The organism is Methylobacterium aquaticum (genome assembly GCF_016804325.1).
Taxonomy (GTDB): Bacteria; Pseudomonadota; Alphaproteobacteria; order Rhizobiales; family Beijerinckiaceae; genus Methylobacterium; species Methylobacterium aquaticum_C.
The window spans coordinates 6,406,882-6,422,258 of the sequence record NZ_CP043627.1; the positions used below are offsets into that span (position 1 = coordinate 6,406,882).

At 71.1% G+C, this 15,377-nt stretch carries 10 protein-coding genes and 2 pseudogenes; 9 read left to right on the forward strand and 3 right to left on the reverse strand.

The annotated features are described in order from the left end of the window. Positions 1-13 precede the first annotated feature (13 nt). Positions 14-925 (forward strand): LysR substrate-binding domain-containing protein, encoded by a 912-nt coding sequence (locus F1D61_RS29520; RefSeq protein WP_203155589.1) that lies wholly within the window; start codon positions 14-16, stop codon positions 923-925. Here the strand turns inward: F1D61_RS29520 and F1D61_RS29525 are convergent. Together F1D61_RS29525 and hutH are read right to left on the reverse strand one after the other, a co-directional pair. Then, positions 920-1,492 carry a HutD/Ves family protein gene (locus F1D61_RS29525; RefSeq protein WP_203155590.1) on the reverse strand — a complete coding sequence of 191 codons (573 nt, stop codon included), beginning with the start codon at positions 1,490-1,492 and terminating at the stop codon, positions 920-922. The genes F1D61_RS29520 and F1D61_RS29525 overlap by 6 nt on opposite strands. A 428-nt stretch (positions 1,493-1,920) precedes the next feature. Then, on the reverse strand, positions 1,921-3,459 hold the full coding sequence (hutH, locus tag F1D61_RS29530) for a histidine ammonia-lyase (protein WP_203155591.1): 1,539 nt from the start codon (positions 3,457-3,459) through the stop codon (positions 1,921-1,923). Positions 3,460-4,098: 639 nt separating this feature from the next. Between hutH and F1D61_RS29535 the strand changes: the two genes are divergently transcribed. Both F1D61_RS29535 and F1D61_RS29540 read left to right on the forward strand, forming a co-directional pair. Continuing rightward, on the forward strand, positions 4,099-5,427 hold the full coding sequence (locus tag F1D61_RS29535) for an NAD(P)/FAD-dependent oxidoreductase (protein ID WP_203155592.1): 1,329 nt from the start codon (positions 4,099-4,101) through the stop codon (positions 5,425-5,427). Between the two features lie 163 nt (positions 5,428-5,590). Further along, a pseudogene (locus F1D61_RS29540) lies at positions 5,591-6,658 on the forward strand (tartrate dehydrogenase); the annotation flags it as partial. A gap of 532 nt (positions 6,659-7,190) precedes the next feature. Here F1D61_RS29540 and F1D61_RS29545 read toward each other — a convergent pair. Beyond that, positions 7,191-7,901, reverse strand: coding sequence for a GntR family transcriptional regulator (locus F1D61_RS29545; RefSeq protein ID WP_203155593.1), 711 nt, complete (start codon positions 7,899-7,901; stop codon positions 7,191-7,193). A gap of 226 nt (positions 7,902-8,127) precedes the next feature. Here F1D61_RS29545 and F1D61_RS29550 point away from each other — a divergent pair, with 226 nt between their 5' ends. The 6 genes and pseudogenes from F1D61_RS29550 (at position 8,128) to F1D61_RS29575 (ending at position 15,272) form a co-directional block, all read left to right on the forward strand. Beyond that, positions 8,128-9,729 (forward strand): ABC transporter substrate-binding protein, encoded by a 1,602-nt coding sequence (locus tag F1D61_RS29550; RefSeq protein ID WP_203155594.1) that lies wholly within the window; start codon positions 8,128-8,130, stop codon positions 9,727-9,729. Positions 9,730-9,884: 155 nt separating this feature from the next. Beyond that, positions 9,885-10,886: pseudogene (locus tag F1D61_RS29555) on the forward strand (ABC transporter permease); the annotation flags it as partial. A gap of 7 nt (positions 10,887-10,893) precedes the next feature. Next, positions 10,894-11,790 (forward strand): ABC transporter permease, encoded by an 897-nt coding sequence (locus F1D61_RS29560; RefSeq protein ID WP_203159343.1) that lies wholly within the window; start codon positions 10,894-10,896, stop codon positions 11,788-11,790. Then, entirely contained in the window at positions 11,787-13,451 is a 1,665-nt protein-coding gene (locus tag F1D61_RS29565) for a dipeptide ABC transporter ATP-binding protein (protein ID WP_203159344.1), read from the forward strand. Before F1D61_RS29560 ends, F1D61_RS29565 begins: the two co-directional genes overlap by 4 nt. 223 nt (positions 13,452-13,674) lie before the next feature. Then, positions 13,675-13,890: a DUF4089 domain-containing protein gene (locus F1D61_RS29570; protein WP_203155595.1), complete on the forward strand. Its 216-nt coding sequence runs from the start codon at positions 13,675-13,677 to the stop codon at positions 13,888-13,890. After that, entirely contained in the window at positions 13,887-15,272 is a 1,386-nt protein-coding gene (locus tag F1D61_RS29575; RefSeq protein ID WP_203155596.1) for an AtzE family amidohydrolase, read from the forward strand. The genes F1D61_RS29570 and F1D61_RS29575 overlap by 4 nt, the downstream gene beginning before the upstream one ends. Positions 15,273-15,377 lie beyond the last annotated feature (105 nt).

Below are 15,377 nucleotides of genomic sequence, written 5' to 3' on the forward strand. Positions count from 1 at the left end.
GGGTCCACGCATCATGTCCTCCCTGCCGCCGCTGAACGCGCTCCAGGCCTTCGACGCCCTCGGGCGGACGGGCAGCCTGGCGCTCGCCGCCGCCGATCTCGGGGTGACGCCGGGCGCGGTCAGCCAGCACTTGCGCAAGCTTGAGGCGGCGCTGGCGGCGCGGCTCGTGGAGCATGACGGCCGGGCCTTGCGCCTGACGCCGCTCGGAAAAACCTACCACGCGCGGATCCGCCAGGGTTTCGCGGCCTTCGCCGAGGCCGGCGCCGCCTTGCGGGACGCGAATGCCGACGTGATCGTGCTGTCCTGCCTGACGACGGTGCTCGGCAAGTGGATCGGCCGCCGGATGCGGGACTGGACCGAGCTCGACGCCCAGGCCCGGGTCTCCCTCGTCGGCAGCGATGCGGAGCCGGATCTGGGCCAGGGCGCGGCCGACCTGCGCATCTATTACGGCGGCCGGCAGCATCCGCCGCACCGCGCCGAATTGTTCACCGATTCCCTCGTGCCGGTCTGCGCGCCCGCCCTGATCGAGGGGCGGCGCCTGTCCGGCCCGGAGGACATCCTGCGCTGTCCCCTGCTGCACATCACCTGGGATCCGCGCTTCGGCGAGAATCCCGGCTGGGCCGAGTGGGGCCGGCTGATCGGCGCCCGGCCGCCGCCCGCCAACCTGACCTACGGCCTGTCCGGCAGCGCGATCGATGCGGCGCTCGCCGGCCAGGGCTTCGTCCTCGGGCAGCTCGCCTTCATCGGGCCGGAACTGGAGACCGGCAAGCTCGTCATACCGTTCGACCTGCGGCTGCCCCTGCCCGAACCCTATTACCTGGCCTGGAACCCGGATTCCTTGCGCAAGACCGGCGCCCGGGCCTTCCACCGCTGGCTCCTCGGCGAGGGCCGGGCGCAAGGGCTCGTCTCCGCCCCGCCGCTATGACGGCCCGACGGGGTCGATCTCGATCACGACGAGGTCGAGGATGCCGTCGCCCGCGATCGTCGCCCCGCCCTCCAGCAGGAGGGCGTCGCGGCCTCCGAGCGAGACCGTCCGGCCATCCACCATGACGGCCGACGGCGCGACGGCGACGAGGATGATCCAGCGCCCGCCCGCTGCGAAGGGCGGAACGGTGCCGCGGAGCCGCGTCACCCGCTGCCGGCAGGCGATCCGCCGGGTCATGACGTTGAGATCCGTGATCGCCCCGGCGACGAGGCGGGCTGCGGCCGGTGCGTCGCCGGGAAAGGCCAGCGGCGGGGAACCCGGCGTCAGGCGATGCGATCCGTGCCCCTCGACGGCGAGGTCCATTCCCTCGCCGTCGAGGAGCGCGAGCGTCCGGTCGATGCCGGGAAACGGCGAGAACGGCCCGTCCGCCGCGACTGTCGCCATGGAGACCCGCCAGTCGAACCCGCCGAGCCCGGTCTCCGGGGGATGGACGACGATCTCGACGGTCTCGCCGCCGCCGTTCTTCCACGGCATGCGCCGGTGATCCTCGGCCTTCAGGAGGCGCATGGGGCGTGGTCCTTCTCGGTGGTGTGGCCTGTCTGGGACAATGAAGAACGCGTCTTCGCTAAATACGCTAAGATATGACTTGAATATTGTTTATATGATGAGATCCGGCCCATGTTCTTTCTGGAAAAATAGGCTAAAATCAAAACACCCTGATTTGAATTACACACGCTCAACGCTGATGCGCGTAACCCTCCCCCCTCTGCGGGGGAGGGTGGCCCCTGCGTCAGCAGGAGCCGGGAGAGGGGCAGCGCGACGCTGATCCAGAGGGCGCCCGTCACCATGGTCGCGACCTTTCCGGAAGCGGGGTTCCCCTCTCCCGCCCGGCTCCGCCGGGCACCCTCCCCCGCAGAGGGGGGGAGGGTCATGCACGGCGGCGTCCTGGGAAAAAAGTTGAACGCTGCTCACAAGCGGAGCGACCCTGAACGAACTCACCCCACCGCCAAACCCGGCAGAATCCCAGCGGACAGGCTCCCCTCGATCGTACCGTCCGCCACCAAGCCAGCGGCCGCCCGCAGGTCGTCCGCGAGGTAGCGGTCCTCCTCCAGGGGGCGGACCGCCGCACGGATCGCGCCGAGCGCCCGTTCCAGTTCCGGGCTCGTCCGCAACGGCCCGCGCAGCTCGACGCCTTGCGCGCCGGCCAGGGCCTCGATGCCGAGGATGCCGAACAGGTTCTCGGTCATCGGCAGCAGGCGGCGGGCGCCGTGGCAGGCCATCGAGACGTGGTCCTCCTGGTTGGCGGAGGTCGGCGTCGAATCGACCGAGGCCGGGTGTGCGCGCTGCTTGTTCTCGCTCATCAGCGCCGCCGAGGTCACCTCGGCGATCATCAGCCCGGAATTCAGGCCCGGCTTCTTCGCCAGGAAGGCCGGCAGGCCGAAGGACAGGGCCGGGTCGACCAGCAGCGCGATCCGCCGTTGCGCGATCGAGCCGATCTCGCAGACCGCGAGCGCGATCTGGTCGGCCGCGAAGGCGACCGGCTCGGCGTGGAAGTTGCCGCCCGACACGACCTCGCCGTCGGACAGCACCAGGGGGTTGTCGGTGACGGCGTTGGCTTCGATCTCGAGGGTGCGTCCGGCCTGCCGCAGGAGGTCGAGGCAGGCCCCCACCACCTGCGGCTGGCAGCGGATGCAGTAGGGATCCTGAACCCGTTCGTCACCCTCGACGTGGCTTTCGCGGATCGCCGAGCCGTCGAGGAGCGCCCGCAGGGCCGCGCCGGCATCGATCTGGCCGCGATGGCCGCGCAGCGAATGGATCTCGGGATGGAACGGGGCGGAGGAGCCCATCGCGGCGTCCGTCGACAGGGCGCCGGTGACGAGCGCGGTGCGCAGGGCCCGGAAGGCCCGGAACAGGCCGGCCAAAGCCAGGGCCGTCGAGACCTGGGTGCCGTTGATGAGCGCCAGCCCTTCCTTGGCGGCGAGCACCACCGGCTCCAGCCCGGCGCGCCGCAGGGCCTCGGCGCCGGGCAGGCGCTCGCCGTCGAGGAAGGCCTCGCCCTCGCCGATCATCACGGCGGCCAGATGGGCGAGCGGCGCGAGGTCGCCGCTGGCCCCGACCGAGCCCTGGCCGGGAATGGCCGGGACGACGCCGCGGGCGAGCATCGCCTCGATGAGGCGCACGATCGCGAGGCGCACGCCGGAGGCGCCCCGGCCGAGCGAGACGAGCTTCAGGGCCATCACGAGCCGCACGACCTCGGGCTCCAGGAGGTCGCCGAGGCCGCAGCAATGCGACAGGATCAGGTTGCGCTGGAGCGTGGCGAGGTCGCCGGGCGCGATCCGGATCGAGGCCAGTTTCCCGAAGCCGGTATTGATGCCGTAGATCGGCGCCTCGCCCTCGGCGATGGCGGCGATCCGGGCCGCGCCCCGCGCGATGGCCGCGTCGCAATCCGGCTCCAGCCGCACCGCCACGCCGTCGCGATAGACGCGTTCGAGGTCCTGGAGCGACACGCGTCCCGGGTGGAAGGTCAGGGTCATGGCAGGATCCTCGTAGGCGGGAAAAGCGCCAAGGACATCCGGTGCGGCGGCGGATGCGCGGTCTCCCCGCCGGCACGGAGCCATGGCCGTCCCGTCCGGCACGGCATGAGGGACAACCCCGCGCGAGGCCGGTGCCCCAGCCGGAGAGCGATTGTAGTGTTGCTTTCATGTATAGACAATTGGGCGGGCTTGGCAAGCGCGCGGCGCCACCGCCGCGACGCCGGATCACGGCATTTTCGTCCATGCCGCCGTGATCCGGGTGCCTCCCGTTCGCAACCGACCCCGACGACCTCATCTCCATGTCTATACATTCCCGAGGTCGGGGCGAGGGGGTGCCCTCCGCTGAGCCTCCGGGGCGGCTCGCATCCGCCGCACCTCCCCGGCAGCCCGGTGCGGACGATGCCGCCGGCCTTCACCTCCGTGCAAGCGCCACGCCGAGAGCCGGCGGCTCGCGCAGGCCGCCGGCCGTTCCGGCACGCCGGCGATCGGCGCCGACGCGGTCGCCCGTCCCGGCCCGGCGCGCGAGGAACGCGCAGGATCGGCCCGGCGCACGGCGGAAAATGCTGCGGCGCCCGGGCTCTCCAGCGGGATCGCCCGGGAGCGGCCTGCTAGGTTGCCGTCCGTCAAACGGAGCCCGTCATGCCAGCACCTCTCCTTCACATCGACACGACGCCGGACCTGCCGGACGCGGCCGACGTCGTGGTGATCGGCGGTGGCGTGGTCGGCACCTTCACGGCCTATTACCTGGCGCGCCGCGGCGTCCGCGTCGCGCTGGTCGAGAAGGGCCGGATCGGTGCCGAGCAGTCGAGCCGCAACTGGGGCTGGTGCCGGCAGCAGAACCGCGATGCCCGCGAATTGCCGATGGCGACGAAGAGCCTCGACCTGTGGGATCGCCTGAAGGCCGAGATCGGCGAGGATGTCGGCTTCCGGCGCTGCGGCCTGCTCTATCTCAGCAACGACGAGGCCGAGATCGAGCGCTGGGCGAAGTGGCGCGACTTCGCGGCCGGCGAGGGCGTGGTTACCCACGTGTTGAGCGCGGCGGAAGCGCGCGAGCACGGTCGTGCCACCGGGCGCGCCTGGAAGGGCGGCGTGTTCTCGCCGACCGACGGCATCGCCGACACCTCGCGGGCGGTGCCGGTAGGGGCGCTGGGCGTGATGAAGTATGGCGGCACGGTGCACCAGTTCTGTGCCGCCCGCGGCCTCGAGCTCGAGGGCGGGCGGGTCTGCGGCGTGGTGACCGAGAAGGGCACCATCCGCACCCGCACGGTGGTGATGGCGGGCGGCGCCTGGGCCTCGTCCTTCGTCCGCCAGGTCGGCATCCGCTTCCCGCAGGCGGCGGTGCGCCAGTCGATCATGGCGGTCGGCCCCAACGTCTCCGGCCTGCCGGACGCGCTCTACACCGCCGGCATCTCGCTCACGCGCCGCGGCGAGAGCGGCGGCTACAACCTGGCGATCAGCGGGCGGGCCCGGGTCGACCCCACCCCGCAGCAGATCCTGTTCGCCCGCGAATTCGTGCCGATGTTCGCCAAGCGCTGGCGCGTCCTGGCGCCCGGCGGCACCGAGGCCTGGCGCAGCGGCCACGAGGGCGTGAAGAAGTGGCGCCTCGACCGGCCGACGCCGATGGAGCGGATGCGCATCCTCGATCCCCGCCCCGACGCGACGCTCATCGCCGAGACCCACCGCCGCGCCCTCGAGATGCTGCCGGCCCTGCGCGAGACCTCGGTCACCGCCTCCTGGGCCGGCTACGTCGATTCGACCCCGGACGGCGTGCCGGGCATCGGCGAGGTGACGGGCGTGCCCGGCCTCGTCCTGGCGGCGGGCTTTTCCGGCCACGGCTTCGGCATCGGCCCGGGCGCCGGCCACCTCATCGCCGACATCGTCTCGGGCGCCGACCCGATCGTCGATCCCAAGCCCTACCACCCCGACCGCTTCGGCGCCTCGGCCTGGGGGAAGGTGGCGGAGTTTTAAGGGCGCGCCGCCACGCGGGGGGCGGAGCGTGATGGTCCGGGTGGGGCGGCCGGCATTGCCACGATCGGCGCGATCGGCCATCTCGACGGGCCGGTCGGCCGGATCGGAGACCGGCTGCCGCCCCGGCGGCCCGGTCGTCCTCCGCCCCTCACGGAAACCCGTCATGACCAAGACCTACACCATCGCGGCGATCCCGGCCGACGGCATCGGCATCGAGGTCATCGCCGCCGGCATCGAGGTTCTGGATGCGCTGGCCGAGAAGACCGGCACGTTCCGGTTCCGGTTCGACCACTTCGACTGGGGCTCGGAGTATTACCGGACCCATGGCGTGATGATGCCGGCCGACGGCCGCGAGCGGATCAGGAACCACGACGCGATCTTCTTCGGGGCGGTCGGCGCGCCGGACGTGCCCGACCACATCAGCCTGTGGGGCCTGCGGCTCGCGATCTGCCAGCCCTTCGACCAGTACGCCAATGTCCGCCCGACGCGGATCCTGCCCGGCATCACCAGCCCGCTGCGCCATGTCTCGGGGCCGGAGCTCGACTGGGTGATCGTGCGCGAGAATTCCGAGGGCGAGTATGCCGGCGTCGGCGGCCGGGTCCACCAGGGCCACCCGGAAGAGGTCGCCACCGACGTCTCGATGATGACGCGCACCGGCGTCACCCGCATCATCCGCTACGCCTTCCAGCTCGCCCAGGGCCGCCCGCGCAAGCTGCTCACCGTCGTCACGAAGTCGAACGCGCAGCGCCACGCCATGGTGATGTGGGACGAGATCGCCGCCGAGGTGGCGCAAGAGTTCCCGGACGTGACCTGGGACAAGATGCTGGTCGACGCCATGACGATGCGGATGGTGATCAAGCCCGAGACCCTCGACACCATCGTGGCGACGAACCTGCACGCCGACATCCTGTCGGATCTCGCCGCGGCGCTCGCCGGCTCGCTCGGCATCGCGCCGACCGCGAACATCAACCCGGAGCGCAAGTTCCCGTCGATGTTCGAGCCGATCCACGGCTCGGCCTTCGACATCGCCGGCAAGGGCATCGCCAACCCGATCGCGACTTTCTGGACCGCCTGCCAGATGCTGGAGCATCTCGGCGAGGGGCCTGCCGCCGACCGGCTGATGCGCGCGGTGGAGCGGGTGACCGCCGATCGGAGCCTGCACACCCCCGATCTCGGCGGCCGGGCGACGACCCGCCAGGTCACCGATGCGGTCATCGCGGCGATCCGGGGGATAACGAGTAGGGGCGGGAGCGACGGACGGGAGCACGAACCCTCCCCTCTCTGCGGGGGAGGGTGGGCCCTGCGTCAGCAGGGGCCGGGAGAGGGGCAGCGCGACGCTGATCCAGGGGGCGCCCGTCATCACGGTCGCGACCTCTGCGGAAGCGTCGTCCCCTCTCCCGCCCCGCATCCGCGGGGCACCCTCCCCCGCAGAGGGGGGAGGGTTCACGCGCGGCGGACGTCGCCGCCATATCGAGCAACCTATCGTGTCTTTCAGAGCCTGTTTGACTTGCGAAATTCAGCTGCAACGACCTTTTCCATCCCTCTCGCGACCTCATCCTGAGGTGCGACTGAAAGGAGCCTCGAAGGAGGGCTCCAGAAGTCCTCGCGATCCCTGGAGCCCTCCTTCGAGGTCAGTCGATTTTCAATCGACTGACACCTCAGGATGAGGTCGTGTGTGGAAGTAGGTGCTTGAGTCAATCAAACAGGCTTTCATTATGAGTTGAACAAATAATACTTCTGATACTATTATTTTTACATCATTCTCATCGTCGAACCGGTAACCGCTTCGGCGAGGGCTGCTCCGAGCCTGCCTCCTCCCCCGCCCCCCTGACCAGCAACCCCTCCACCGCGCTCTCCACCAGCGTGACGTGCCGCAGCATCGCCGCATGCGCCTCCTCCACCCGCCCGCCCAGGATCGCGGCGACGACCGCTCCGTGCTCGGCATGCGAGCGGTCGAGCCGCCCGGCCTGGCGGAACTGCGCCTCGCGGTAGGGCTGGAGGCGGCGGCGCAAGGAGCGCGCGAAGTCGGACAGGACCGCATTGTGGGCGCCGGCATAGATCGCGCCGTGGAACGCCGTGTTGGCCTGCGCATAGTCCGCCGGGTCGTCGGCCCGGACCAGCTCCGCCATGGCCTCGTGGAGCGCGTCGAGGCGGCGGCGTTCGAGCGGGCTCATCGACTGGGCGGCGAGCCGGGCGCAGGTCGCCTCGATCTCCGCCATGGCGACGAACAATTCGGCGAGCTGGGCCGGCGTCACCTGCGCCACCACCGCGCCCCGGCGCGGCCGCACCTCGACGAGGCCCGAGGTGCCGAGCTGGCGCAGGGCCTCGCGCACCGGCGTGCGCGACACGCCGTAGCGGTCCGCCAGCGCCTGCTCGTCGAGGCGGTGGCCCGGCGCCAGCGCCCCGGTGACGATCGCCTCGGCGATCTCGGCCGCCAGCCGCTCGGTCCGCGTCCGTCCTGCCGCCTCGTCCATCTCAGCCCCATCGCCAACGGCCCGCACCCTGCCGCATCGTCACCGCGCAGGCATGCCTGAAATTACGGCGAGCCCGCTCAAACAAGATGCGTGCAAGATCCGCAGAATGCATGCACTCTTCCCGTGTTGCATGCAATTTCCGGTGCCGATCCGAACCTGAGCCCGCGGTGGCGTCACGCCGGCGATCGTGGGCGCCCGCCTCCTCTCGACCTAAGGCCCGTGCCGCATGATCACCCGTCGCACCGCCCTCGCCGCCGGGCTCGCCGCGCCGTTCGTGGCGCGATCGCAGGCGAAGGCGCAGAACCCGACCCGCAACGAGACCCTGCTCCTGGTGCAGGAATACGGGCCGAACTCCCTCGACATGCAGGGCATCGGCGCCTCGCAGCCGGTGAACGGCGTGGCCCTGAACTGCTACGACCGCCTCCTGCGCTTCAAGCCGGTGCCGATTCCGGGCGGCGGCGGCAACGCCGTGAAGATGGGCGAGATGGAAGGGGAGTTGGCCGAGAGCTGGCAGGTCGCCTCCGACGGGATGAGCTGCACCTTCAAGCTCCGGGACGCCAAGTTCCACTCGGGGAGGCCCGTCACCGCCAGGGACGTGAAGTGGTCGCTCGACCGGGCGGTCTCGATCGGCGGCTTCGCCACCACGCAGATGAATGCCGGCTCGCTGGAGAAGCCCGAGCAGTTCGTCGCCCTCGACGACAAGACCTTCCGCATCGACTTCGTCCGCAAGGACAAGATGACGATGTCGAATCTCGCCGTGACGATTCCGTTCGTGATCGATGCGGAACTGGCGAAGGCCAACGGCGGCGGCGATCCGTGGGCCAAGGAATGGCTCAAGAACAACGTCGCGGGCTCGGGCGCATACCGGGTCGAGAGCTGGAAGCCCGGCGTCGAGACGATCTATGCCCGCAACGATGCCTGGGCGTCCGGCAAGCTGCCGCAGCTGCGCCGGGTCATCGCCCGCGACATCGCCTCGCCCTCGACCCGCCGGGCACTGATCGAGAAGGGCGACGCCGACATCTCGTACGGGCTGCCGCCGAAGGACTTCAAGGACCTGATCGACGCCGGCAAGATCAAGGTCGTCGGCGTGCCGATCCCGAACGGGGTCTGGTCGGTCTATCTCAACACCGCGGTCGGGCCGTTCACCGATGTGCGCCTGCGCCAGGCGGTCGCCTGGGTGCTGCCCTACGAGAAGATCCTCCAGGCCTCGCTGTTCGGCCGCGGCCTCGACATGTCGGGCGGGCCGGAGACGCCGCTTGTCGCCTGGCCGCAACCCTTCCCCTACCGGACCGATCCGGCGAAGGCGAAGGCCCTGGTCCAGGCGGCCGCACCGGGCGGGCTCACGACCACGCTGCTGTTCGATGCCGGCAACGCCACCGTCGCCGAGCCGATGGCGGTGCTGATCAAGGAGGCGCTCGCCGGGATCGGCATCACGGTCGAGATCGGAAAAATTCCGGGCGCCAACTTCCGCGGCGAAATCTCCAAGAAGACCAACCCGATGGTGCTCAACCGGTTCGCCGGCTGGCTCGACTACCCGGATTACTACCTGTTCTGGACCCTGCACGGGGCGAACTCGATCTTCAACATCGCCTCGTACCAGAACCCGGCGCTCGACACGCTGATCGACACCGCCCGCTTCACCGACGATCCGGCGGTCTACCGGAAGAGCGTGATCGATTTCGTCTCGCTCGCCGAGCGCGAGGTGCCGATGGTGCCGATCGCCCAGCCGACCCACGACGTCGCGATGCAGCGCACGATCAACGGCTACCAGTTCCAGCCGTGCCGGGAGCCGGATTTCCGGTATCTGACCAAGGGGACGGCGTCGTAGGGCGCGTGGCTGCCCCCTTCCTCTTTCGCTGAACTGTCAGGGGAAAGAAGAGGCGCTGGTTAGCCCCTCCCCCGCAGAGGGGGGAGGGTTCAAGACCCGCGCCTCGTCTTGTCCGCAAGATCCGCGACACCCACACCCAGGAGGGCCACACGACGATGCTGCGCACGCTCCTCGACCGCCTCGCCACCACCCTCCCGGCGCTTGCCGGGGTCGTCGTGGTGTCGTTCCTGCTCACCCGGGTGCTGCCCGGCGACACCGCGGCCTATTTCGCCGGCCCGGCCGCGACCCCGCAGGCCATCGCCCAGATCCGCACCGAGCTCGGCCTCGACCGGCCGCTGCCGGAGCAATTCGCCCGCTACGTCGCCGACCTCGCCCGGGGCGATCTCGGCCGCTCGCTGACCACCGGCCAGCCGGTGACCGCTGATCTCGGCGCCCGGCTGCCGGCCTCGGCCGAGCTGACGCTCTTCGGCCTCGTCCTCTCGCTCCTCGTCGCGGTGCCCCTCGGGGTCGCGGCAGCACTCAGGCAAGGCTCGCTCGTCGATCACGCCTGCCGGGTGGTGGCGACGGCGGGCGTGTCGCTGCCGGTCTTCTTCACCGGGCTTCTCCTCGTCTACGTGTTCTACTTCGTGCTCGGCTGGGCCCCGGCGCCGCTCGGGCGCCTCGACGCCTTCGCCTCGCCGCCGCCGACGCTGACCGGCTTCCTCCTCATCGACAGCCTCCTGGCCGGCGACCTCGAGACCTTCCGGGCGGCGCTGGCCCAGATCGTCCTGCCGGGCCTGACGCTCGCGATCTTCGCGCTCGCCCCCATCGCCCGCATCACCCGGGCGGCGATGCTGGCGGTGCTCGCCGCCGATTTCGTCCGCACCGCCCGGGCCGCCGGCCTGTCGCGCCGCCGGGTCGTCGTCACCTATGCGCTCCGCAACGCGATGCTGCCGGTGGTGACGACGCTGGGCATGGTGTTCTCCTTCCTGCTCGGCGCCAACGTCCTGGTCGAGAAGGTCTTTGCCTGGCCCGGCGTCGGCTCCTACGCGGTCGAGGCGCTGATCGCCTCCGACTTCGCCCCGGTCCAGGGCTTCGTCCTGGCGATGGCGCTGCTCTACACGGTGCTGAACCTGATGATCGACCTCGCCTACGGGCTGATCGACCCGCGGGTCCGGGGGCCGCATGAGCGCCACCGGCTCACCCGCCCTCACCCCCGCCCGTCCCCGCAGCGGAGTCTCGGCGACGCTGGCCCATGCCGGCACCGTCGTCGCCGGCAACCCGGTCACGGGCTTCGCCTTCGCGCTGCTCCTCGGCCTCGTCGCCTGCGCGGTGCTCGGGCCCTCGCTGGTGCCCTACGATCCGCTCGCCTCCGATACGGCCGCCGCGCTCCAGGCCCCGTCCCTGGCGCATCCCTTCGGCACCGACCAGCTCGGGCGCGACATCCTCTCGCGGGTGGTGGTGGCCGCCCGGCTCGACCTCGCCATCGCGGTCTTCTCGGTGGCGCTCGTCTTCGTTGCAGGCGGGCTTGCCGGGATCATGGCCGGGTTCTTCGGCGGCTGGACCGACCGGATCGTCGGGCGGCTCGCCGACACCATCATGGCCTTCCCGCTCTTCGTCCTGGCGATGGGGATCGTCGCGGCGCTCGGCAACACGGTCGGCAACATCGTGCTCGCCACCGCCATCATCAACTTCCCGCTCTACGCGCGGCTGGCCCGGGCCGAGGCCGCGCAGCGCCGCAATGCCGGCTTCGTCATGGCGGCCCGGCTCACCGGCAACGCCGACCTGCGCATCGTGCTGACCTGCATCCTGCCGAACATCCTGCCGCTGATGATGGTGCAGATGTCGCTGACCATGGGCTACGCGATCCTCAACGCCGCGGGCCTGTCCTTCATCGGGCTCGGCGTGCGCCCGCCGACCCCGGAATGGGGAATCATGGTGGCGGAGGGCGCCGGCTTCATCGTCTCGGGCGAGTGGTGGATCGCGCTGTTCCCGGGCCTGGCGCTGATGCTCGCGGTGTTCTGCTTCAACCTCATCGGCGACGGCCTGCGCGACATCGTCGATCCCCAGAGGCGGACATGACCGCGATCCCGCTCCTTGCCATCCGCGACCTCACGGTCGAGTTCGCCACCCGCCGCGGCCCGGTCGAGGCGGTGCGCCAGGTCGACGTCTCGGTCGCCAAGGGCGAGACCGTCGGCATCGTCGGCGAATCGGGCTCCGGCAAGTCGGTCACCTCCTACGCGGTGATGCGCATCCTCGACCGGGCCGGCCGCATCGCCGGCGGCGCGGTCGATTTCTCCGGGATCGACCTGCGCGCGGCGACCGAGCGCCAGATGCGCGACCTGCGCGGGCGGGAGATCTCGATGATCTTCCAGAATCCCCGCGCGGCGCTGAACCCGATCCGCAAGGTCGGCCACCAGATCGAGGACGTGCTGCGCCAGCACGCCGAGGCCGGCTCGGGCGATGCCAAGGCGAAGGCCATCGCGGCGCTCGAACAGGTGAAGATCGCCCGCGCGACTGATCGCTACCACGCCTATCCGTTCGAGCTCTCCGGCGGCATGTGCCAGCGGGTGGTGATCGCGCTCGCGCTCGCCTGCCGGCCGCAGCTCCTCATCGCCGACGAGCCGACCACCGGCCTCGACGTGACGACCCAGAAGGCGGTGATGGACCTCGTCACCGGGCTCACCCGGGAGCGCGGCATGGCGACCGTGCTCATCACCCACGATCTCGGGCTGGCCGCGACCTATTGCGACCGGATCGTGGTGATGGAGCAGGGCCGGGTCGTCGAGACCGCGCCCGCCTCCACCATCTTCCGGGCGCCCGAGCACGCCTATACCCGCAAGCTGATGCAGGCGACGCCGCGCCCCGGCGTCACTCTTCGCGACCTCCTGCCCGAGGGCGCGCCGGCCGCGCCCCTGGAGCGAGCCGAGGCCGCGGGCGCGCCGCTGCTCGCGGTCTCGGGGCTGGTAAAGGCCTATCCGAAGCCGAAGGCGCTGCTCTCGCGCAAGCCGGCGGAGGCGCCGTTCCGGGCGGTCGATTCCTTAAGCTTCACGGTCGATCGCGGCGAGAGCGTCGGCCTCGTCGGCGAATCGGGCTGCGGCAAGTCCACCACCTCGACGATGGTGATGCGGCTCCTCGATCCGACCGAGGGCTCGATCGTATTTGCCGGCGAGGAGATCGGCCGCGTGCCGGCGGCGCGCTTCGCCAGGCACCGCTTAAGGCCGAGGATCCAGATGGTGTTCCAGGATCCGACCGAATCCCTCAACCCGCGCTGGACCGCATCCCGCGCCATCGCCGATCCGCTCCTGCGGTTCCGTACCGTGACCGGCTCGGATGCGATCCGGGCGCGGTGCGAGGAACTCGCCCGCCTCGTCGGCCTGCCGGTCGATCTCCTCGACCGCTTCCCGCACCAGCTCTCCGGCGGCCAGAAGGCGCGGGTCGGCATCGCCCGGGCCATCGCCCCCTCCCCCGACCTCGTCATCCTCGACGAGCCGACCGCGGCCCTCGACGTGTCGGTCCAGGCTTTGGTGCTCAACCTGCTCGCCGACCTCAAGCAGGCGCTCGGCATGAGCTACCTGTTCGTCAGCCACGACCTCCAGGTGGTGCGGATGCTCTGCGACCGGGTGATCGTGATGCGCTCCGGCCGCATCGTCGAGGAGGGCCCGACCGAAGCGGTGCTGGAGGCGCCGCAGGCCGAGTACACCCGCGCGCTGCTGGCGGCGATCCCGAGGCCGCCGGTGTGAGGTGGCTGCGCATGTTCCTTCATCCCACCCTCAACCTCATCCTGAGGTGTCAGTCGATTGAAAATCGACTGACCTCGAAGGAGGGCTCCAGGGATCTCGGAGATTTCTGGAGCCCTCCTTCGAGGCTCCCTACGGTCGCACCTCAGGATGAGGTCGCGGGAAGGAACGGCAAGTTCCGGCAACACCGTCCGTCACCCTGTCGATCTCTTCCCGAGGCCCGCCCATGACGACACCTCCCCCCTCCCCTCCCCTGCCGCTCGACGACGGGACGGCCGGCGCGATCGTCGACGCGATGATGCCGCTCGTCGGCATCCCGATGGCGCCGGAATGGCGCGAGACGGTGATCGCCGGCGTCAAGGCGACGGCGGCTGCCGCACGCCTCGTGCTCGACTTCCCCCTCGATGACGCCGTCGAGCCGGCGCCGGTGTTCCGCGCATGACGAACCTGGAGACAGCCGCCGGAATCGCCGCCGCCGTGGCGGCGGGCCGGCTCAGCGCCACGGCCGCGATCGAGGCCGCCCTGGCCCGGATCGCGGCCATCGACCCCGGCGTGAACGCCTTCACGGACGTGACCGCCGCCCGCGCCCGGGCCCGGGCGGCCGCGATCGATGCGGGCCTCGCCGCGCGACAGGCGCCGGGACCGCTGGCCGGCGTGCCGTTCGCGGTCAAGAACCTGTTCGACGTCGAGGGCATTCCGACCCGCGCCGGCTCGAAGATCAACCGCGACAATCCGGCGGCCTCCCGCGACGCCGCCCTGGTGCGGCGGCTGGAGGCGGCCGGCGCGGTTCTCGTCGGCGCCCTCAACATGGGCGAATACGCCTACGACTTCACCGGCGAGAACGCCCATGACGGCCCCTCGCGCAACCCGCACGACCGCGAGCGGATGACCGGCGGCTCGTCGGGCGGCTCCGGGGCGGCGGTCGCGGCTGGGCTCGTGCCGCTCACCCTCGGCTCGGACACCAACGGCTCGATCCGGGTGCCCTCCGCCTTCTGCGGCACCTTCGGGTTGAAGCCCACCTTCGGCCGGCTGTCGCGGGCAGGCTCGTTCCCGTTCGTCGCGAGCTTCGACCATCTCGGACCGCTGGCCCGCTCGGTCGCCGACCTCGCGCTCGCCTACGACGCGATGCAGGGCGCGGATCCCGACGATCCCTGGCAGACGCCGCGGCCGGTGGAGCCGGTCTCGGCGGCGCTCGCGCAGGGCACGACGGGCTTGCGGATCGCGGTGGCCGGCGGCTACTTCGCCCGCGGCGGCGAGCCCGACTGCTTCGCCGCCGTCACGCGCGCCGCCGAGGCGGTGGGCGCGGCCCGCACGATCGAGATCCCGGAAGCGGCGCGTGCCCGTGCCGCCGCCTTCATCATCACCGCGGCGGAAGCGGCGGGCCTCCACCTCGACCGCCTGCGCGAACGCCCCGGCGATTACGACCCGGCGGTGCGCGACCGGCTGATCGCCGGCACGACGATCCCGGCGGCGTGGGTCCACCGGGCGCAGCGCTTCCGCAGCTGGTACCGGGCGCGGGTGCTGGCGCTGTTCGAGGACATCGACGTGATCCTCGCCCCCTGCACGCCCTGCCGGGCGCTGCGGATCGGCCAGGCGACGATGGAGCTCGACGGCGTCACGGTGCCGGCGCGGCCGAATATCGGTGTGTTCACCCAGCCGATCTCCTTCATCGGCCTGCCGGTCGCGGCGGTGCCGGTGCGGGTGGGCGGCGGGCTGCCGCTCGCCGTGCAGGTGATCACGGCGCCGTGGCGGGAGGATCTGGCGCTGCGGGTCGCCGGGGCGATCGAGGCGGCGGGAGTCGGGGCGGCGCCGGTGGCGGGGTGAGGCTTCGTCCGACGTGATCGCTGCTCATCCCATCATACTTCGCCGATCCGACCCTCTCACCTCATCCTGAGGTGCTGCGCGATCGAAGATCGTGCAGCCTCGAAG